The sequence below is a fragment of the Bacteroides sp. genome (genome assembly GCF_028690125.1).
Taxonomy (GTDB): domain Bacteria; phylum Bacteroidota; class Bacteroidia; order Bacteroidales; family Bacteroidaceae; genus Bacteroides.
Genome location: NZ_JAQVBV010000010.1, coordinates 20,751 through 39,925, shown reverse-complemented (window position 1 = coordinate 39,925; position 19,175 = coordinate 20,751). Strand labels below are relative to the sequence as shown.

Below are 19,175 nucleotides of genomic sequence, written 5' to 3'. Positions count from 1 at the left end.
AAAAATATCAAATTATGAAATTTACCGTCTCCGCCGCCGCCATGCGCAGCGCGCTCACCATTGCCGCAAAGGCAATCAGTTCCAAAAACACGCTTCCTATCCTGGATAACGTGAAGCTCGACTTCCCCGAACGGGAAGATCCGCAGATGACCATCACCGGAAGCAATGTCGAAACCACCATCACCGTGGCATTGCCCATCAGCGAAGCCGAAGGCTTGAAATCCATCTGCCTGCCGGCGCGCATTTGCTCCGATATGTTGGCACAGCTTCCTGAGCAACCCATAACGTTTGAGATAGACACCGAGTCACTCAACGTGGAAGTGCGCTATCAGAACGGGCACTATTCATTCATGGGAGAATTTCCGAACGAATACCCCATTTCCGAATCTCCCGATGCCGATGCCCTCCGCACCACCCTTGATGGCGCATTGCTCAACCGCATTTGCGCCCGCCTGGCTCCCTATGCCGCCAACGATGAACTTCGCCCTGTAATGAACGGCATCTACTTCGATTTCCGCAAGGAAGGACTTACCACCGTGTCCAGTGACGGGCACCGGCTTCTCCGCTGGATTCACAGCGACATTGTGGCAGCGGAACCGGGTGCATTCATTCTTCCTGCCGGCATTGCCAACGTGCTGAAAACCTGCATCAAGTCGGGCGAAGTATCGGTGGCGTTCGATGCTACCAACATTCATTTCACCACCGAAAACGAAGGAATTACCATCACCTGCCGGCAGATTGAAGGACGCTACCCCAACTACAACTCAGTCATTCCGGAAGGCAATCCTTTCACGCTCACCGTGAACCGGCTGGAACTGATAGCCGCCATCCGCCGTGTGATGGTGATGAGCGACAAAGCTGCGGGTACCATCCGCCTGGGCATGAAGCCGAAAGACGATAGCGTGAGCGTGGATGCGCAGAACATTGATTTCTCCACCAGTGCCGAAGAATCGGTGACGGGCACACACAACATTTCCCGTTCATTTCGTATCGGCTTCAAAGGCGAATTCCTGCGCACACTGCTGGAGACGGCCACCAGCGATCAGGTAGACATCAGTCTGTCCGACCCGTCACGTGCCAGTGTCACCACCGAGCACGAGGGTGACGATTCCATTCTCCTGCTCCTTATGCCGATGATGATCTCTGATTAACCCGCAGGGTGTAAACACAAGTCGGTAGTATTGTCCCGTTGGTAGCCGCATGGCCGCTAACGGGATTTTTCGTGTCCGGGGCATCCACCCCAAAGGAAGGAAACCCCCGCACCCCCTATATAAGAGTGGTCGCAGACACCGCCAGTGGCTGACAAAGATACCCCATGCGGGGTGCGGGGCGAATCATTCACAAGGTAGCACACACTATGATGCGCTGAATGCCGGACTTAATAGGATATGACGTAGGAGATGCACCGTACATAAATGTGTTCATTTGTCTTTACAGTATATATATTATTATTTTCTCAATACAATATTATTATTATATATATAGACAAACAGACAAAAAGTCTGTTCTTTCTCTTGTAAAAGTTTGATTTTTAAGTGGTTTTTGATTTTGTCTTTTTTGTCCGTTTTTGTCTGTTCTTGTCAAACTGGGTGTTTCTTTGTCTAAAAGCTGAATTTCGGAGCTGTTTAGGGTGTGGTTTGGCTGTTTTGTCGGCTTTCGATGGCTGAAAAGGCGAAAAGCGTGCGCACGGATTCAGTAATAATTCCGTAATTCTTCTATTTTCAAAAATGCGTAAGGAAATTGCCGTACTGCTGGCGGGTAACGGCGGCTTTATTTTATCGGAGTGCCGCGAAAAAAGAATTTCCCAAATGCTTGACATCGCCTTTTTGGCGCTGTATCTTTGTGGTAACAAATAACTTAAACCTCACAGAAATGATTGAAGAACCTTCGCAACAGTTGCGGCATTCGCTGCCGCATTACACATTCACCGAGTTGGCGCAAGCCTATTTCCCCGGAACTTCCAAACAGAGTACCGCCCGAAAGAACCTGCATAATTGGATCGGCCGTGTGCCGAAACTGAAGGAGCAACTTTCGGCATCCGGATTCGATCCGCTTTCACGGGTGGAACTCCCGCCCAGAGTGGTGGCGTTTATCTTTGCTGCTTTCGACGAACCCTGATCCGTCCGGTTGGGTACCGTAACATCCCGTTTCGTCCCGCTCGCTCCGCTTCCGCCCGGTTGGAAGAAAACGACGGTTGCCGTCTGTGATACCTTTGCAGTGTCAATCGTCACCGGAGCGACGGTCGCTTTCGTCCGACTACTTGCCCTCTGTATAGCTGCCACGGGTGGAGATGCCCGGAGCGTGGTTTTTGAAGGAAAGCGCAAGGGGAACGTCGGGCAACAAAGCAGCTTTTGCGGATAACCCCGATGGGCACACGGCACCTTGGCCGAGCAACAAGGCAGGTGGGGACAACGGCGGCCGACGGCTCCGGCAGGCGAATGACATACGAACGAGAGTATTCACAATCTAAATCGAAAGAAACGTATGGCATTAGATGTAGAGATTAAGAAAATGACGTTGAACTTCACCAAAGACAAGGTAGTGAAGTATGTGGCTTCGGCCAATCGTGGCAACGTGGTGCAGTGGGACAAGTTAGTGAACATCATCCATCTGGAGAGTGGCATTGCCAAGCAACAGGTGCGTAGCGTGATTGCCACGCTGGTCGATTCGATGGCGGTCTACCTGTCCGAAGGTCACGGTGTGCGTCTGGACGACTTTGGGACGTTCCTTCCGGCCGTGGTGAGCGACAGTGCCGATACGGCGGACAAAGCCGGAGTGAAACGGGTAAAGGTGACGTTCATGCCCAGCAAAGCATTGCGCGATATGGTGAGCGGCATCAGTATCAGTACCGAAAATCAGTATGTTTCGTCCGGCGGAAGCGGTGATTCGGGCGGCGTAACGCCCCCATCGGGCGGTGGTGGCGAACTGGAATAGCAGTTGTCGGTAGAAAAAGAGAGGGAAAAGCATCGGTTTCGGTGTCTTTTCCCTCTTTTTTTGTGCCTTTTCGGCTGAAGTCAGGCAGTTGCCGTGCTGTAGTTTCCCTACTGCGGCACTTTAGTGTCCCTACTGAATGACGGAAGACTCCCTACTGCCATTCGTCGGGATGGCAACTGCCTATTTTCTGATTCCATTCTGTTTTATTTTTCTCCCGGTCCTTATTCTATCCCCGAAGCTCCGTTTATTGGCTCTTTTTCCCGTCCGAAAATCACAAAATACACTACTTATGTGTATTTATGTTATAAAACACGTGTATTAAAGAATGAGTAATGTGTATTTTATGATACCTTTGTGTCTATAAAATAAGTTAAGCAAGTGTATGAAGTTATATATGTTTCGTGAGTGGAGATACAGCAAGTATCGCGGACTATATTTCACCGGTGAGGTGCTTTTCGGTTTGCGGTTGGTTCGAGAATCTTCCGAAGTTTACGCTTCTCTCCATCTTTTAGGGTTGTGTTTGGGTGTAAGTTGGGAGCGAAACAGGAAAGGTAGCAAATGGTAACGAATGTTTAATGTTTAAGTAAATAGATAGAACGAAATGGAAAAAGGACTAGAGTCTTTAAAGGCCGATGTGATGAAGGATTGTGAAGCGGGCGAAGGATGTTTCAACCCCGCAGGATGCAATCACGAGTTCACCTGTATTGTTCCGCAGGAAAATCCGAATTTGGTTAAGATGGGAATTACAACTGCTTGCAAGCGAGTGTCTAAGTGTACGCATCAGTATTGCGATACGTACAAATGGGTGCTGGAACGTGCGGAGATGTATGCCAAGTTTGCAGGCGTCACTAAGGAAGAAGTGATTGAAGCCTGGGAGAAAGATCGCCATTACTGGTATATGAATTATTATCAAGATTGTAATCAGCCTCTTATTATCGGTGGAAATGTATTGACTATCCATCAATGGCGCGCTAAGTTAATAGAACGATTTGGCGAGAATCCTTGTGATTGGAAATTTGTATGTCCGTCTTGTGGGCACGTTCAGTCGGGTGCCGATTTTCTTGCAGTCGGAAAAGATATCCAAAATGCTTATTGTAGTTGCATCGGTCGTTTCAAGGAAGGGACAGGCTGCAAATGGAGTATCAACGGGCTGATAGCTTTGAATAAGACAACCGTATTGTCCGAAAAGTTTGTTCCGGTGAAGGTATTTGAGATGGCGGAAGCAGATGTGAAACAATAAATCAAGAATGATATGGCAAAGAATAGAATCCTACAAATAGATGCAAAGCGATTATTGCAAGATGTTGCTTTGATGGAATGTAACCTATACGTTGATGGGTGCTGTTACAAAATGCTTATCTCTCACTCAACTTATGAAGAGATGATAGCTGACAAGGTTTTCATTCGTGACGGGATGACGGCAGACAGTGCCGGGGTACTGAATACGACGAACACGTTCGAGGAAAAGGACGATGAGGTGTAATTCTGTAAAAGATGATACAATGGGAAAACTAAAAGTAGATATCCGATTTGGATACAAGAACCCTTTCCTAAGCGTGTGTCTTTTGGGAGACAACCCTAATGACCGTTGGGATAAAGTTCACAATTGGGTACACCATCACCTCTATTGTGCAGCGTTGCAAACCATGCGGAAAAAGGGTGCAGAAGTAGGCAAAAACCCACGTATAGAAAGACAATCTCCTATATTATCCAGCTATCACGGATATGGCAATTGGCACGGATTGGAATTTCAAAGCGAAATACACATGAGTAGTTTCATATTGGAGTTTTACCAAAACGTTACCCCGTCCGAGAACCGGAATGGCGGATATTATGATTTCGATAAATATAAGAAATTCCCTTATCTGATACGGCTTAGGCTCAAAGTAGCCATCAACTCGCTTATAGCAGCCCTTACGCCACTGTGCGACGCTACGGTTACGTTCACCGATCTTCCGGAGAAGGCCGAAGAACGAATAATGAAAGAGTACCGAGAGTCGTGCCATAAAAGGCAGAATATATCTTCTCTGGCCGATGCTCAATCGGCATTGAGTGATTATGACTTGTCGCAGAACAACAACGACCGTGACAATAAGAAGATAGTCTGTGGAGATTTGAAGTACTTCTACTCCTACGATGGCTACCTGCACCGAGGCATCGTTTACCACAATCTAAATAATATGTGGTGGGTGGTAGAGAATGATACCACACTTCGCAATATAGCTTCTTTTTATCTTTTCGACAGAACAGACGAACCTATCAGGAAGGTGCTAAGTGCTGATAAGAAACTGGAGAAGCTGAAGGAAGAGCGTTCTCGCCAAATCAAAGCGGAGAACTTTCTGCGGTGCGATAGGATTCAGAAGGTGATTAATAGGATGGCAAGTCAATTAGGATAATACGAATTAAAGATGAAGAATATAGATGACATGACTATTGAAGAGCTAATTGCCAGCGAAACAGAAAAAAGAACTGTATCATTTTGGGGGAAAGATTACGAAATACAACCAGTTGTCTGTTCGACAATCATAGGAGACGGATTACAATTAGTGTATGTGAAATCTATAGACCAACGACCTGATTATTGGCTTATCCGTATTGATAGTAAAACAGATATTGATGCCGATGATTTTGACGAAGAAACATTGCTTGAACCTCTTGAAGAAGAGTTTGGAAGAGAACCTGAGTACTATTGTCATTATCAGGAAGAATTCATTGAAGCCAAGAATAACAAAGACCATCCGGGGCACGATTGGGCAAAAGAATATGATACGTATGAAGAATATGAAGCAGACTTTTCTTTTCCGTGTGTTTGGTGGCAAGGAGGATTTTATGGAACGGTTAAGAATTTTGGAATGTTAAAATCAAAATAGAAATGAGCATAAGTTGGGAATTATACTTGAAAATCCGGCAAGCAATCGACTTTCTTCGTAGTATGGAGCGTGACAATCCTTTAAATCTTGGCTTCTCCGGTGGAAAAGATAGCGTAGTTATCCTTAACCTTGCTGAACGTGCAGGTATCAAATACAATGCAATCTATGCCAACACTACCGTAGATCCACCCGGAACAATCAGTTTCATAAAAAAGAATTATTCACAAGTGCAGATAATGCACCCAGAAAGATCTTTCTTTAAACTGATTGAGGGGAAGGGGTTTCCATCACGACTTCGGCGGTTTTGTTGTGAAGAACTGAAAGAGCGTTATGGTATTGGGAAACGTAGTATTGAAGGCATGAGAGCATCGGAAAGCCAGAACCGGAAAGATTACGAACCTGAACAATGTGATACCCGTAAGTGGATGAAAGGAGCAATACATATTCTTCCTATTATCGGATGGACGGAAGATGATGTTTGGAGTTACATTCTTTATTATGATTTGCCATACTCAAAGTATTATGACGATCCATACAATCTGAATCGTCACGGTTGCGTCGGTTGCCCTCTCTGCAATTGTAAGCAGATGCAATTAGAGTTCAAGATGTTTCCCCGCTATGCAAAATGCGTGATTGTAGCAGTTGAACGATACATGAATACTCATCCTAATGGTTTTCTTGCTCAAAACTTTGTGGACGGATACGAGGCTTTCTACTATTACATTAATGAAATCCCCATTGCAGAGTTCCACGAGCTAAAGAAAGGCTTATTCAGTTTCAATGCAAAGGAAATTATTCAGAGAGAAATTTTAAATCAAATTGAGTAACGATAAATATGAGTAAAACGAACTTTAAACCAGTATGCGGAGATGAGTTTTATGTGAATTATAAAAACTCCGATGCGAGGTGTCACCGCAAGAAAGTAAGCTATGCAATAGCCATTGTAAAAAACAACAATAGTGTTTGTGCAGGTTGTGTATATAACATCTAATTTGATATAATATGAACCGATACATCATCAAAGCCGCCCAGCATCCGAAAAGTGATCCTTTTGGTTTCTCCGAAGCAACAGATCACGTTTACCTGTTCGCCAGGGGATTAAAGGACTTGCGAGATACCATTCGTTGCATCACACCTCAAGGCTATAATGTAAGAAGTCCGCGATGGTTTGGAAAACGCCTGAAGTCGGGTAAGCTTACATTAAATAACCCCCTGTTAAGGACAACGATGTACGAAATAAGACAAGTTGATTCTGAATTGAAAGTAGAGCATGAGTTTGACTTTACAAACAGAACTAAGTTTCAGCATAGACTTAAAATAGTGAGTGTTGAGAACTGGAAATGATAATCGAAAACAATTAACATTAAAAGAATATGGAAAGAAAAGACTTTTTTACCCCGGCATTTTATGAGAATCCAGAGTTGGCTTTGGATATACTCAATCAATTGGTTCTGCAAAAGCTGGTTGCAGATATAGATATGTATAGTAGTGGTACATTCCTGAATATGAGTGTGCATGATAACACCGAAAGTCGTTCGTTACTGTCCAAAGTGATTTCGGACCTTGATGCTTACAAAGAATATAATAATGAATGTTTCACTTGCAAATGTTCCGAACACTTAATCGTCTTATGCGCTTTGTATGACGAACACACAAGTGCCTTCCGCAATTGTGAGGGATGCAAGGAAATTGAATGGGATTGCAATGCCGGTGAATTCTTGTTTGCTGAAAACTTTCCGGCTAAATTCGACTAACTCCCACGAAGACATGAAAGCAAAGAAGTCAATGCGACCGGAACTAATCAGGGTAATTCGTTCCAGAAAAAGAGGACTGGAGATAGATTACAACTTCAACACTTGCGATTTGCGAATGGAATTCGATAATGAAATAGGTGAAATCACTTTAAACGAAAGTGAAGCCAAGAGATTGCATAAGGCTATTTCCCGGTTCTTGGATTTCAGAGAACACTTACGTGAGAATATGTAATTTAAAGAGAAAGGGCTAAGTTATGGACCAAGAAGTGATAAAAGGCTTATTAGAAACAGCCAAAGAGATGGATGCCGAAGTGTGGGTTGTGCAACAAGCATTATGGAATGCTCACAATGGAATGCGCCCGGTTAAAGCGTTGAATGAAGCTATCAAGGAGTATAGCGATATTCAAAAAGATATTGAAGAAAATGGCTAAAAAGAAAGGACCAAAGATGGAAACAAATGACATTGTAGTATTCACAGGGTGTTCCCCTGAGCAACAAAGATTCGGAGAGTACTCAGATCATTCTATTTTGAAGATAAGTTGTGAATATCAAGTAACAGAGGTTGAAGTTCATTCTTATCATACAAGGGTTAAACTCAGTGGTATAGATGGCTGGTTTAACAGTGTATGTTTTGATTCAAAAGAAAAATAGTAAGTGCCATGAGTGAATATGGAACCGTTACATTAGGATTCGGGACGGACGAACAAAGAGAAGTCGAAATAGTCGATTACATCCGTTCTGAGTTCAAAGACCATCGGCTTATAACCGTGGCTAAAACAGAAGAAGACGCTTATTTGCTTTGTGTGGAGAACCCCGAAAGTTCAGGAAGGAATACCTGTTCAAAAATGTATCTCTCGCTGGGAAGTCTTGTCGCATTGCTGGCATCAACACATTTGTTCTTTCAGAATCAAGGGCTGGACATGGCTGAGTTACTGAAAGAATATGTAGAAGGAGATGTAATCAACTATGAATATCCAAACGATAATAACCAACAAAATAGTGAGGAATAATTACAGTCATGAAAAAATATACTAAAGATAATTTTACGGATGATGTGAAAAAAGCTCGTTTGATGGCTGGAAAATTTCATCTACAATACTTAGGATGCGATTGTAATTGTTTTAGGGTTTCTTTTGAAGATAGTGATTTAGGTTTTCGAATGGATTTATATCTTTCAAAGATGACTTTGTGCATTCATTCTTCAAATAAAGCTAATCCGATTAAGTATTTCAAGAATCAGACTTGGTGGCAAGTGGAGAGCGTTATGAAAACCTATTATAATTATATATAATGTGCTTTCTACGGTATAATCATTTATAAATAATAGAATATGTACTACAAAATAGTAAACAAAGACAGCTCTATCTATCAGAAGCTGGTAGAGCAACGTGAAAAGGAACTCAAGACCAAAGAAGAAAATAAAGTGCTCTTGAAGCAACACATTCCTTACGCTTATGAAAAGTTCGCAGGGTTTACAGATCAGGGAGCAAGGAGAATTCCCATCCCGGTAGGCTTCTACTTTCTTCATCCGGAAGAGGTGGACTTGACTGTGTGGAAGGAAGACGGCAAACGCAAAGGCCTATTCTACCCATCTAAGCGGACGAAAGCCGGACGGGAGATGGAGAAATTCCTTGAATCTCTCAAATCGTATTCAGCCTTCCGTCTTCTTGACGAAATAGGGATAGATTATTGTGGCGAGTTCCACACCCCTTTCTTGGAAATGGCAGGTGATGTCGTCGTTCTTCATCTGGACGATCATCACGAACCGAAAGACGAAAACTTCATAGAGATTACGAAGAAAGAAGCGTGTGAACTATTTGAACTGACTAAATAACAACAGATATGGAATTATATTTTAAAGTAAAGAAAGATAGCAAAACGGGTGCAAAGCTCAATGAACTTTGTCAGCGTGGAGACAAATGCCAGGATGCAGTCATTGCATTTCTTGACAAGTACGGATTTAAACAGTATCGTCCCAGTCGCATTTCTTATGTGGGCGGTATATCATCGTGCGGTGCTCCTGTCTCTCCGGTAGATACGAAAGTTTGGAAAGAATCTGGATGCGGAGTAAATGAGTGGATGCCCAAACTGAACTGCAAAGAGGGAAAGGCTATCATGGAAGAGATTAAATCGCTTCCCATTGTAGATATTGATGAGTTGAATAATGTGGTTGGTTATGAAGGAAATCATTTCAAGTCAGCTTCTATTGGCTTCTCCGGCGACAAAGCGAATGAAGAATATTTTGGGTTTGTCGTGGTCGATAAATGGAAAGCGAAAATTCCTTCGGATTGCGTGGAGATTACGGCAAGTGAATACAAACGGATATTCAAAGATAAGGAAGATGGAGACGAGTAATCCGAAGAAGATTGTCAAAGCAAGAGTAGGCAAATGCTTGAATATTGACACCAGCAGCATAATGTTTCAACTCCAGTTTAAAGCCGAAGGTGAACACCGGTACAGAGGTTTTTCGACTGATACATTCGAGGACGCCTACACAGCCAAACAGGCTTTACGGAAGCATAATGATAACAGCAGAACTTATGTGCCATACTTGACGAAGGGGAAGTATTTCTTCTGTAGGGTGGCGCGATAAACTTAGATGTGTTTAATTAATCAACGAATACAAAATCATGGTAGAAATCAGTAATTTACAAATTTACGAACTCAGAGAAAGCATCATTGCATGTAGAAACGCTATGCGCACCGAACTTCCGGATTATGATAACGATCAGGAATATGAGGAATCTTTGAAAAGAGCCATATCTTTGGCTAAGTCCCCATCGAATAGCGGACATCCTAACTTTCTTACAGGCATCCGAGTAGCATTTGACATCAAGTATCCGAACTACTTCTCGCCCGAATTGCAGCGTTATCATTTCATCGACATTGTGACCTCAAGCAGCAAGATGCACCGCCTTGCCGGAATCGTAGCCAAAGGTTCATTCAACAAGTATGTGCTACCCGAAACCATTGAACTGGTGCAGCGGTTGGCCGATAAGTTCAATGAAGATCCGTCCTACGAGAATCTTATCATCCTGCTAAGTAACTGTCCGCAGGGTATCGAACTATTTATGCGTGTCAATACCAATTATATGCAGCTTCGCAACCTATACCACCAGCGCAAGAATCATCGCTTAGTGGAAGACTGGGGTGCTTTTTGCGACATGGTTAGGGGTTTGCCTTATTTCGAGGAGTTTATAAACAAAGGTGGTCATGAGTGATAGACATTTTGTGGATAATCTGTGGCGTTGGAAATGTGGATTGCCCGAACTGGAACCGGGCAAACCACAAATTCATACCTACGAAGAATTGCGTAAAACGGAGTGGTCGCCGGAGTTTGAAGAATTGATGCGAAACCGACTGATCATGGGAGCTATGCGTTACGGGATGATTGGTGCCAATAATAAACCTGATTATGATCGTGTGTCTTCCGTCATCCAACGAATGAAGCAGTTTCAGAAAACCGGAAACAAGGAATTACTTGTAGATGTAGCCAACCTTTGCCTGCTTGAATTTGTGGAGTGTAAGCGTCCAAATGCACACTTCTGTGCGGTGGATGATGGGGAACACGTGGGAATAAAATAGAGTAACTGATATGTTAGAATTGAATAAAATATACACCACCGAATGTTGTGCCGGGCTAAAACAGTTGGCAGATAAAAGCGTGAACTGTTGTGTTACTTCACCGCCCTATTACGGGTTGCGTGATTATGGTAATCCACTGCAAATAGGGCTGGAAGAAACTCCTGAAGCATACATTGAAAAGTTGGTAGAAGTATTCCGTGAAGTGCGTAGGGTGCTGACGGATGATGGTACGCTGTGGGTAAATATAGGCGATTCTTATGCAGGTTCCATGAAGGGTGCCGCAGGTTATCCCGATAATGCAATGAACTACAAACAGGGTACAAATCGTGGATCGTTGGGAAAAGCTACGTTAGTAAAACAATGTACTGGATGTAAACCAAAAGACTTGATAGGTATTCCCTGGATGCTTGCCTTTGCGCTTCGAGCCGATGGATGGTATCTGCGGCAGGATATTATTTGGAGTAAACCCAATCCGATGCCCGAAAGCGTGAAGGATCGTTGCACACGTTCGCATGAGTACATATTTCTTCTCTCTAAAAGCAAGACCTATTATTACGATTTCGAGGTAATTAAGCAAGAAGCGGTTACGAGTGTGAAAAAGAGGGTTGGTAAAGTAGAGAATGTGGGGTATAAGCATTTTAATGACACTAACGTATTAAGTGAATCAGACCCTATGTTTCGGAAGAATACCACTCGTGATTATACGTACACCGACAAAGCAAATAAACGTTCGGTTTGGGTGGTTCCAACAGCAGCCTGCAAAGAAGCTCATTTCGCTGTCTTCCCCGAAGAATTGATAGTAGATTGTATCAAAGCAGGCTGTCCCGAAGGAGGTGTTGTGCTTGATCCGTTTGCTGGTACCGGAACAACACCCGTTGTGGCTCGTAAGTTCGGTCGCAATTACATAGCTTTTGAGATTAGCCCTATGTCTGTTGGTATTGCCAATATGCGCATGGATAAGGAGCTTGGAATGTTTAAGTAATCAATATAGTAACAAATAAAAAATAGTAGAACGATGGAAAATTCAAATGAACAGAAAAGAGGGATTAAAGAAGGTGACTGGGTTAAGATTATTTCAAAGGAGAAGATTGTAGAAAAACTGAGTAGTGGAGAAATAAAACAACTTCAGACTGATAGTTTAAAGAATTGTGGCAATAGCTATGTTGTCCGTGAAATCATTGAGTCCGGGAATGGATTATGGTATAAACTGAGAGGATTTCACAAAGAAGACACATTTATTGTACACGAATGTTGGATCAGTAATGAATCTCCTTCTGGACTCATCGTGTCGGACGACTTAGAAATACGAGGGACTATCGGGTTCGGCAGTACAAAAAACAGAGTTGAATTAGCAGCTAAATTCCTTACAGAGATGCTTCGAGGAGCATCATTAAACGATTTTGGATTAAAAGAAGATTGCTTTGTGAACTCTGCATTTCGGATGGCTGATCTTTTTATAGAAGCTGAACAAAACGTCGTTGCAACCAATGCCAAAGAATGATTCTTCTTCCAATATCAATCCCATACCGCGCATCGACTGCAAAAAGTTTGCGCGGTGTGGCGATAAATCCCTGTCGTATTGTCGTCGCTACCGAGGAAAGTCAGAAGCCTGCGCCGGATGTACGCTTATCAAACGGAAGGCGAAAAACCGAACGGTGGTAGGCGGAAAAGAAATGAAACTTTGCACCCACTGCGGGCGGGCGCTTCCCCTAAATCGCTTCTACTACCAACACAGTCAGCGAGGTGGGAAAACGTACTACTTCTATTCATCGTGGTGCCGGATGTGTACTTCGGAAAACAACAATACCAGACAACAACGTAATAAATCAACCCAATATGAAAGGAATATGCTTTAAAGAACAACTCTTCTTTGCCACCATCGAAGGGCGGAAGTTTCAAACACGACGCATCGTTGTCCCGCCCAAAGGGGCTTACGGATTAGCATTGGTGCGAACCAGAGATACACGTACATTCTTGGGCTTGCTTGCCGTCAACGAACAAGGTGACGCCAAGAAACCGGGCACGGAACAGGAATGGCGTATCCAGCCCAAATACAAGCTGGGCGAACGTGTCTATTTGAAAGAGCCTTATATGCCCTGCCCCAATTTGGAACTTATCAAAGAGTGTCCGACACTTAACCCACACGGGAATGGATATCGGTACCGGTTCAGCGAAAGCAAACAGTTCAACGAAGAGTGGGCTTCGAAATGGTGTAACAAACTGTATATGCCATATAGTGCAGCCCGATACTTCATCTTCATAACCGGCTTCCGTGCCGAATTATTGCAGGAAATCACCGATGAAGACTGCCAGAAGGAAGGAATTTCTAGGTGGACGCCTGAAAAGTTGGGTAAACTTGGAGTCGCAGACTGGAGAACAGCCAAGAATATGGTTCGTTGGGATGATTCATTTTCTTTGGATGCCCATTTTTCGGCACGCGGAGCTTATGCAGCCTTGATAGACCATATCAACGGTAGAGGAACGTGGGACTCCAATCCAATTGTGTGGGTGTACGATTATCTGTTTGTAACTCCTGAAACAATGAATCATGGGAAGTAAGTATGAGCATGAAGAACAAGAATTTTATCTATTTCCCGAACGGGATGATCGGTTATTCGAAGTTGCTATATCGGGAGGTCGCGGGTGTTGCAAAAAGAGTTTGTACATGGGACTGGAGTCTTTTGTAGAGAACATGGATCATTTGATAGCGGTATATCGGGAAGAACACTTTGATGTTGTGGTGGGTGGAAAAGGTGGAGAAAGCCATGCTTTCATATCGAAGCGATTGACGGATGCAGAAGTTGCATTCTTGAAGGAAAAGGGTTGCAAGGTGCTGTTTGATAGACTAAGAACTGATAGAGGCATATCTATGGCAGTTCCAAGAATCTCATATTCGAATTTGCGTTTTGATTTCTTAGAAATTAGGAATCAATATAGGACAAAGCGCATAGAGAATGTTTCCAAAGTGGACTTAACAGATACGGATATAATTGATTCCTTCGATTGTTTGTTTATGAGGTATTTCGGAAAGAAGGAAGGAGGTAATAATGAACGGTAGTGGAATAGGGTTCATTATTGCCGATGAAATCTCTAAAGAAGCATTCAGAGATTATTTGTGTGCAGCGAGGTTGGATGCAACTATGGTAAGAGATCTTAGAGTTCCAGATATTCTCGTTAGTTGTTCATGCACCGATGTTAAACTATTGAATGAAGTTGAGGAGCGCGATACGTCTACTTCGTATAGTTTATCCTTGGCTTTTGAAGAAGTGAAAGCGATAGATCGTCATTACGAGATAGATGCTCGGACTTGTGATCCGCATTCCAACTACTATATCCCTTCGTACTTCTCCATTTTCGGAAGTACCTGTCCGGTCAGAGAAAAACGCATCGGTCTCCCGGTCCGCAAGGTTCAGAAGAATGTACGTCCAAAGGGAACGCATACACATTGGAAGTTTTACCGATAAAAATAATTATTAATATGAGCTATAGCGAAGTAACCGGAAGACTGGAAACAGAAGGATTCAATAAGGTATTCCTTTCCATCTTCCAAGAAGCAGACTATTGGGCACAGGAAGTAGAAGAGTTGGAGAAACAACTTCGGTCTGCCACTGACAGCCGGGGAATGGCTGCCGGAAATCTGGAACATCTTGTGCTGGCTGCCAGCCGCAGGGATGAGTTTAAAAATGTGGTGCAACGTGATGGGCAAAACTTGATACTGCGAATGGTGTACAAGGGTGAACTTTATGTGGTGGAAATCATTTCGCAAGGCGATGGTAAGTCGTTACGACGATGGAATAAGTACTCTGTATCGGTGATTGAAGATAAAGAATGACATGACCATCGGACTGATAGACGTAGACGGGCACCGTTTCCCCAACCTAGCATTGATGAAATTGTCGGCATGGCATAAGTCGCAAGGTGATGTCGTTTCGTGGTATACCGGCATAGAACATTACGACCGAGTATATATGGCCAAAGTATTCAGTTTTACTCCGGACTACGGCTACTGCATCAATGCCGGCCAAGTGGTGAAAGGTGGTACCGGCTACGACATCACAACGGTTCTCCCGGAAGAGGTGGACCGAATGCCGCCGGATTACAATCTGTACCACCTATCCAATGACCTTGCCTACGGATTTCTGACTCGTGGGTGCCCCAACAAATGCAAGTGGTGCATTGTCCCCACCAAAGAAGGGAACATCTCACCTTACATGGATATAGAAGAAGTTTCTGGAGGGCGAAAGAAAGTCATTCTGATGGATAATAACATTCTGGCATCCGACTACGGATTGCAGCAACTCGAAAAGATTATCTCACTGGGCATTCGGGTAGATTTCAATCAGGGGCTGGATGCCCGTTTGGTGACGGATGACATCGCCCGGATGCTGGCAAAGGTGAAATGGATAAAGCGTATCCGCTTCGGTTGCGATACGCCCAAACAAATAGCCGAAGTGGAGCGTGCCACGGCCCTGATAGATAAGTATGGTTATGGCGGTGAATACTTTCTGTATTGCATCTTGATGGAGTTTGAAGAATCTTTCCATCGGGTGAATTACTGGAGAGACAAAAGTCATCGGTTTGTTCTCCAAGGGCAACCTTATCGGGATTTGAATAATCCGCATCAGGTGCTTCCGCAATGGCAAAAGGATATGGCAAACTGGGTGAACCGGAAAGAACTCTACATGAGTTGCGAATTCAAAGACTTCACTCCACGTAAAAGATTCCGGTGTGAAAAGTATTTTAGTGAATATAAATAAAGGAGAAAGAAAATGAAGAAACTGTTTAAACGGCTAATTGAATGGGCTTTCAGCGAAGAACTTGCTGAAATAAGAAAAGATACCGGCAGGATTAAAGAGCTGTTAGGTAATATGGATGTGAGTGTAGATGTTCACCATTATTCACTCTCATGGGCGGTAATTTCCATTCAGGGAGAAAAGGCGAGCTATATCAAGTTTATATCTTTAGGTAGGGATGATTTACGAGACATAAAGCGTTTCCTGTCCCAGTACGACCGTTCGAAGGTGGATTGTAGCCCTGCGGATGCGCATTATTTTTTTGATGATAGATTTATTAAATTTTGAAGGAATATGAAAAAGAAATCAGGGAAGTACATTGTATATGTAGATCAGGAATATTTCCAGTTTTTATGTGATAAAAATGGCGTTAAAACTCGTGCTGAAGGGGATGTGTTTTTTCATAAGTTAATGGACGAAGTGAGTAATTTTATCAAAGGGAAAGGAATAGGAAGTGTTTTGTTTACTTTGTCGTTTATAGATAAGAACGGGAATCGTAGAAAATCCATTGAAGTCACCCCGTTGTTGTCTGCCGATAATCCTAAGACGCTGCATTATATAAGGAAAATCAATAATAGAAAAAAGAGATGACTAAAACCCAACGAATAAATCGTCTGTACAGTCAGATTTCGGCTGAAAGTTCCGCATTGCAATCCAGATTGGCTCAACTTGATAATCGCAGAAGTAAATTGAATCGTATCGCCAAATCAATAGACGAACCTCATGCACTGATACCAAACTCTTGCCGATCTGTAGAAGAATGGATTGAAGGTCATCCATTCCCATCTGCCGTGATAGCAAACGTGTTTCCAAACTACGCAACGGCTTTTGAAGCGAGTTTATTTAGTCTTTTTGTGTCTGCAAAATATTACTGTGTACCTTGTGAATCACGAGAGTATTACCGATTAAAATACATGAACAATGAAAGAGGAAAACAATCTGAATGAGATTCAGGACGAATTTAAACAAGCCGTAATGAAGCACAAAAGGCTTGTATTGGCTGCTACTTACAACATTTTGTTTGTAAACGACATTGTTATCGGGATGACAATAGATTGCTTCGATGTAATGAAGAAAGAAGATCAGTACAAGCACAAAAGCAAGCAGCTTATGAATGAAGTGAACAAGGAGTTGAAGAAATACGAATTGATGGTAAATCGTGTGATTGGTCCGTCGTCTGAGTATTTCGCCAATGGCAATGATGCTTTCTGTACAGAGGTGCGTCGTTATGTCGATTCGCTGTTATTCTGCGTAAAGTCCGTGCTTGACAAACAACAAGCTCCCAACTCTCTATTGTTGGCGCACATGGAAACAACCCGGTTTACTTGCAATCTGGCTTGTGAAAAGGTGGAATCATGGATGAAGAAGATTGAGCAAACCGACCGAGTGTTTGCCAGAAAGGTTTCTTTGCGCTATCTACGTCTTACGGAACTGAAAAACAAGATTGATCGTCTTTGTGACTTCTTGTGTAGTTCGAATCATCTTTCATTCCAGACTGCAAATTCGCAATGCGAAGTTGCTTCTAAGATTCTGATAGGGAAGTTGTCTGACGAACATACGGTAATACAAGCTATTGAAGCTGCCGAAAAAGAGGTTCGATGAATAGTGTATAAAATGATATAAGTAGTGTATTAAATGTTTCACGTGAAACATTTAATACACTACTTGGTTTTGATTGCAACATTTTTTATATCTTTGCCCTATTCAAAATTAATTAGTATTCGTGAGTAAACAGTAAATGTGTTAATTGGTAATTATAGTTTATATGGCAAATATATATCTTCGAGTTCCGCATTATGTGGGTTCCTATTTTAGAAACAAAGAGCAGTCGAAGCCTATTCCCGTGGGCGGAGTAATTGTGTTGGAAAAGACGGATACGCTTTGGACTATTTTATCTTCTATGATTCATTTCAATAACATTGATAATATCGTTAGGCAAGGATGCTTTTGCGAACGGCAGTGGAAGATGATGAAGAGAGGGGTGTCTATCGTTCCGGGTGCAAAGAATATACGTGTTCTTGTCCCGGAAGATAACGTAATTCTCAGTGATGAAGAAGTCGTAAAGATGTCAGGCTTGAATAGATTGAAAGGTGGGGATGATGTAGAATATGTGTGCTTGAAGTTACCCCAAGAAGTTTATGTAAACGGAATGCTACGAAAAACAAACGATCAATGGCAGTTGCTGAACATGGGTGCCATCCGTATGCTTGAAAGAATGAAAGATGAATTTTGGAGAGCTTTCTTTGTATATACAGATCGATATAAGGATTGGTGTGTTTCGCACAATATCGAATTTAATATCCTCGAAGGCATAGAACGGTTTATGACCAGATATGATATTTGCAACTCTATAGACGAGCATGAAAAGAAAGCATTGAAGCGAAATTATTACAGAAAGAGAAAAGCCTATAAGTTTACTTTCGATGACTTTGTAGAATTCGCCACAGAAAAGGAGTTTGCGACAGGGTTATAAATAGATTTTTGCTTTTGTGTAAAGTAGTATATAATATAAGTTAAATATATATGTTTTGAGCGTGGTATTTGTCGCACGCTTGTCACTCGCTAAAAAACTAAAGAAATGAGTACGGATTATTGTGCATCAAGTAGTGAATTGTTCGCCGACATCGTTCGGATCTATCCGTTTAAGTTTGGAGAGATAAAGCACGTTGTTCCTTTTAATGTCAGAAAGGAAACTGTTACGGTTGCCGAATTGGGTGTAACAGAAATGAATAAATTGCTGGAAGGAAGACAATGCTATTCTACTTCCATCTTATTGGGTGAAAATGATAAACTGATGAGTATTGATCTGGATGCTGGGGCGACCTATGAAGACAGTACTGAAACGTCTGTTATAGGCATTTCTCACAAAGTGGTACTTGACTTTAAGGTACTTGATCCGCTGATTCGTTGCATTCAGCCATTAACGGATTTAGAGTTAGCTACTGCACAAGACTTTATTATAATGACTTCCGATGACCAATACCTTTTAATTAGGTGCCCCGAATACGCATACAAATGCACGGTAAAGAAAGGTCCGGAGTTGAAGCAAGCATCCATCGAAATAAAGAATATAAATGGAGTTCAAATTATAACTGTTTAATTTTGTCTTTTACTTTAAACATTTTGCTATGAAGCCTGCGGTTCGAAGAGAATAGCAGGCTTTTCTTATATCCTTACCTTATTATATAGCTGTTTTTCAGTCACCACTTAGCCTTACCATCTATCTATTTTCGCTGAAA

At 42.7% G+C, this 19,175-nt stretch carries 37 protein-coding genes; all 37 read left to right on the top strand.

The window, feature by feature from the left end:
- Window positions 1–14 precede the first annotated feature (14 nt).
- The 37 genes from dnaN to PHO71_RS08520 all read left to right on the top strand — a co-directional run bounded on the left by dnaN (window position 15) and on the right by PHO71_RS08520 (window position 19,036).
- Window positions 15–1,151, top strand: coding sequence for a DNA polymerase III subunit beta (gene dnaN / locus PHO71_RS08700; protein ID WP_300201807.1), 1,137 nt, complete (start codon window positions 15–17; stop codon window positions 1,149–1,151).
- A gap of 576 nt (window positions 1,152–1,727) precedes the next feature.
- Window positions 1,728–1,856 (top strand): hypothetical protein, encoded by a 129-nt coding sequence (locus tag PHO71_RS08695; protein ID WP_300201804.1) that lies wholly within the window; start codon window positions 1,728–1,730, stop codon window positions 1,854–1,856.
- Window positions 1,857–1,872: 16 nt separating this feature from the next.
- Complete coding sequence (locus PHO71_RS26190) at window positions 1,873–2,118, top strand: DUF4248 domain-containing protein (RefSeq protein WP_367279890.1); 246 nt, start codon at window positions 1,873–1,875, stop codon at window positions 2,116–2,118.
- Between the two features lie 366 nt (window positions 2,119–2,484).
- Window positions 2,485–2,934, top strand: a complete 450-nt coding sequence (locus PHO71_RS08685; RefSeq protein ID WP_300201799.1) for an HU family DNA-binding protein — start codon at window positions 2,485–2,487, stop codon at window positions 2,932–2,934.
- A 123-nt stretch (window positions 2,935–3,057) separates the two neighbouring features.
- A complete protein-coding gene (locus PHO71_RS08680; RefSeq protein WP_300201796.1) occupies window positions 3,058–3,267 on the top strand; it encodes a hypothetical protein in 210 nt (69 codons plus the stop codon).
- A 49-nt stretch (window positions 3,268–3,316) separates the two neighbouring features.
- A complete protein-coding gene (locus PHO71_RS08675) occupies window positions 3,317–3,499 on the top strand; it encodes a hypothetical protein (protein ID WP_300201794.1) in 183 nt (60 codons plus the stop codon).
- A gap of 36 nt (window positions 3,500–3,535) precedes the next feature.
- Window positions 3,536–4,174 (top strand): VVA0879 family protein, encoded by a 639-nt coding sequence (locus PHO71_RS08670; protein WP_300201791.1) that lies wholly within the window; start codon window positions 3,536–3,538, stop codon window positions 4,172–4,174.
- A gap of 12 nt (window positions 4,175–4,186) precedes the next feature.
- Window positions 4,187–4,417 (top strand): hypothetical protein, encoded by a 231-nt coding sequence (locus tag PHO71_RS08665; protein ID WP_300201788.1) that lies wholly within the window; start codon window positions 4,187–4,189, stop codon window positions 4,415–4,417.
- 19 nt (window positions 4,418–4,436) lie between these two features.
- On the top strand, window positions 4,437–5,330 hold the full coding sequence (locus PHO71_RS08660; RefSeq protein ID WP_300201785.1) for a hypothetical protein: 894 nt from the start codon (window positions 4,437–4,439) through the stop codon (window positions 5,328–5,330).
- 12 nt (window positions 5,331–5,342) lie between these two features.
- Window positions 5,343–5,804, top strand: coding sequence for a hypothetical protein (locus tag PHO71_RS08655; RefSeq protein WP_300201782.1), 462 nt, complete (start codon window positions 5,343–5,345; stop codon window positions 5,802–5,804).
- A gap of 2 nt (window positions 5,805–5,806) precedes the next feature.
- On the top strand, window positions 5,807–6,631 hold the full coding sequence (locus PHO71_RS08650; RefSeq protein WP_300201780.1) for a phosphoadenosine phosphosulfate reductase family protein: 825 nt from the start codon (window positions 5,807–5,809) through the stop codon (window positions 6,629–6,631).
- Window positions 6,632–6,806: 175 nt separating this feature from the next.
- A complete protein-coding gene (locus tag PHO71_RS08645; protein ID WP_300201777.1) occupies window positions 6,807–7,148 on the top strand; it encodes a hypothetical protein in 342 nt (113 codons plus the stop codon).
- Window positions 7,149–7,177: 29 nt separating this feature from the next.
- Complete coding sequence (locus PHO71_RS08640; protein ID WP_300201774.1) at window positions 7,178–7,558, top strand: hypothetical protein; 381 nt, start codon at window positions 7,178–7,180, stop codon at window positions 7,556–7,558.
- Between the two features lie 13 nt (window positions 7,559–7,571).
- Complete coding sequence (locus PHO71_RS08635; RefSeq protein WP_300201771.1) at window positions 7,572–7,790, top strand: hypothetical protein; 219 nt, start codon at window positions 7,572–7,574, stop codon at window positions 7,788–7,790.
- 22 nt (window positions 7,791–7,812) lie between these two features.
- Window positions 7,813–7,989, top strand: coding sequence for a hypothetical protein (locus PHO71_RS08630; RefSeq protein ID WP_300201769.1), 177 nt, complete (start codon window positions 7,813–7,815; stop codon window positions 7,987–7,989).
- Window positions 7,982–8,209, top strand: a complete 228-nt coding sequence (locus PHO71_RS08625; protein WP_300201766.1) for a hypothetical protein — start codon at window positions 7,982–7,984, stop codon at window positions 8,207–8,209. The genes PHO71_RS08630 and PHO71_RS08625 overlap by 8 nt, the downstream gene beginning before the upstream one ends.
- 8 nt (window positions 8,210–8,217) lie before the next feature.
- A complete protein-coding gene (locus tag PHO71_RS08620; protein ID WP_300201763.1) occupies window positions 8,218–8,568 on the top strand; it encodes a hypothetical protein in 351 nt (116 codons plus the stop codon).
- An 8-nt stretch (window positions 8,569–8,576) separates the two neighbouring features.
- Entirely contained in the window at window positions 8,577–8,849 is a 273-nt protein-coding gene (locus tag PHO71_RS08615; protein ID WP_300201760.1) for a hypothetical protein, read from the top strand.
- 39 nt (window positions 8,850–8,888) lie between these two features.
- A complete protein-coding gene (locus PHO71_RS08610; protein ID WP_300201758.1) occupies window positions 8,889–9,392 on the top strand; it encodes a hypothetical protein in 504 nt (167 codons plus the stop codon).
- Between the two features lie 8 nt (window positions 9,393–9,400).
- A complete protein-coding gene (locus PHO71_RS08605; RefSeq protein WP_300201755.1) occupies window positions 9,401–9,913 on the top strand; it encodes a hypothetical protein in 513 nt (170 codons plus the stop codon).
- On the top strand, window positions 9,900–10,151 hold the full coding sequence (locus PHO71_RS08600) for a hypothetical protein (RefSeq protein ID WP_300201752.1): 252 nt from the start codon (window positions 9,900–9,902) through the stop codon (window positions 10,149–10,151). Before PHO71_RS08605 ends, PHO71_RS08600 begins: the two co-directional genes overlap by 14 nt.
- A gap of 37 nt (window positions 10,152–10,188) precedes the next feature.
- Entirely contained in the window at window positions 10,189–10,779 is a 591-nt protein-coding gene (locus tag PHO71_RS08595; protein WP_300201749.1) for a hypothetical protein, read from the top strand.
- Window positions 10,772–11,143, top strand: a complete 372-nt coding sequence (locus PHO71_RS08590) for a hypothetical protein (RefSeq protein WP_300201747.1) — start codon at window positions 10,772–10,774, stop codon at window positions 11,141–11,143. Before PHO71_RS08595 ends, PHO71_RS08590 begins: the two co-directional genes overlap by 8 nt.
- A 10-nt stretch (window positions 11,144–11,153) precedes the next feature.
- The gene (locus tag PHO71_RS08585) at window positions 11,154–12,125 is read left to right on the top strand and encodes a site-specific DNA-methyltransferase (RefSeq protein ID WP_300201744.1); all 972 of its coding nucleotides are present in this window, start codon (window positions 11,154–11,156) and stop codon (window positions 12,123–12,125) included.
- Between the two features lie 33 nt (window positions 12,126–12,158).
- Window positions 12,159–12,644: a hypothetical protein gene (locus tag PHO71_RS08580; RefSeq protein ID WP_300201741.1), complete on the top strand. Its 486-nt coding sequence runs from the start codon at window positions 12,159–12,161 to the stop codon at window positions 12,642–12,644.
- Entirely contained in the window at window positions 12,631–12,999 is a 369-nt protein-coding gene (locus PHO71_RS08575; protein ID WP_300201739.1) for a hypothetical protein, read from the top strand. The genes PHO71_RS08580 and PHO71_RS08575 overlap by 14 nt, the downstream gene beginning before the upstream one ends.
- A complete protein-coding gene (locus tag PHO71_RS08570) occupies window positions 12,980–13,702 on the top strand; it encodes a hypothetical protein (protein ID WP_300201736.1) in 723 nt (240 codons plus the stop codon). Before PHO71_RS08575 ends, PHO71_RS08570 begins: the two co-directional genes overlap by 20 nt.
- Window positions 13,692–14,201, top strand: coding sequence for a hypothetical protein (locus PHO71_RS08565; protein ID WP_300201734.1), 510 nt, complete (start codon window positions 13,692–13,694; stop codon window positions 14,199–14,201). The genes PHO71_RS08570 and PHO71_RS08565 overlap by 11 nt, the downstream gene beginning before the upstream one ends.
- Window positions 14,191–14,607 (top strand): hypothetical protein, encoded by a 417-nt coding sequence (locus tag PHO71_RS08560; protein ID WP_300201732.1) that lies wholly within the window; start codon window positions 14,191–14,193, stop codon window positions 14,605–14,607. The genes PHO71_RS08565 and PHO71_RS08560 overlap by 11 nt, the downstream gene beginning before the upstream one ends.
- 14 nt (window positions 14,608–14,621) lie before the next feature.
- Window positions 14,622–14,975, top strand: coding sequence for a hypothetical protein (locus PHO71_RS08555; protein WP_300201729.1), 354 nt, complete (start codon window positions 14,622–14,624; stop codon window positions 14,973–14,975).
- A 1-nt stretch (window position 14,976) separates the two neighbouring features.
- Window positions 14,977–15,900 (top strand): radical SAM protein, encoded by a 924-nt coding sequence (locus PHO71_RS08550; protein ID WP_300201727.1) that lies wholly within the window; start codon window positions 14,977–14,979, stop codon window positions 15,898–15,900.
- A 12-nt stretch (window positions 15,901–15,912) separates the two neighbouring features.
- Window positions 15,913–16,224, top strand: a complete 312-nt coding sequence (locus PHO71_RS08545; protein ID WP_300201724.1) for a hypothetical protein — start codon at window positions 15,913–15,915, stop codon at window positions 16,222–16,224.
- Between the two features lie 6 nt (window positions 16,225–16,230).
- Window positions 16,231–16,527, top strand: a complete 297-nt coding sequence (locus tag PHO71_RS08540) for a hypothetical protein (RefSeq protein WP_300201722.1) — start codon at window positions 16,231–16,233, stop codon at window positions 16,525–16,527.
- Window positions 16,524–16,883 (top strand): hypothetical protein, encoded by a 360-nt coding sequence (locus tag PHO71_RS08535; RefSeq protein ID WP_300201719.1) that lies wholly within the window; start codon window positions 16,524–16,526, stop codon window positions 16,881–16,883. The genes PHO71_RS08540 and PHO71_RS08535 overlap by 4 nt, the downstream gene beginning before the upstream one ends.
- Complete coding sequence (locus PHO71_RS08530; protein ID WP_300201717.1) at window positions 16,858–17,538, top strand: hypothetical protein; 681 nt, start codon at window positions 16,858–16,860, stop codon at window positions 17,536–17,538. The genes PHO71_RS08535 and PHO71_RS08530 overlap by 26 nt, the downstream gene beginning before the upstream one ends.
- A 163-nt stretch (window positions 17,539–17,701) precedes the next feature.
- Window positions 17,702–18,409: a hypothetical protein gene (locus PHO71_RS08525; protein ID WP_300201715.1), complete on the top strand. Its 708-nt coding sequence runs from the start codon at window positions 17,702–17,704 to the stop codon at window positions 18,407–18,409.
- A 105-nt stretch (window positions 18,410–18,514) separates the two neighbouring features.
- On the top strand, window positions 18,515–19,036 hold the full coding sequence (locus PHO71_RS08520) for a hypothetical protein (protein ID WP_300201712.1): 522 nt from the start codon (window positions 18,515–18,517) through the stop codon (window positions 19,034–19,036).
- Window positions 19,037–19,175: the final 139 nt, after the last annotated feature.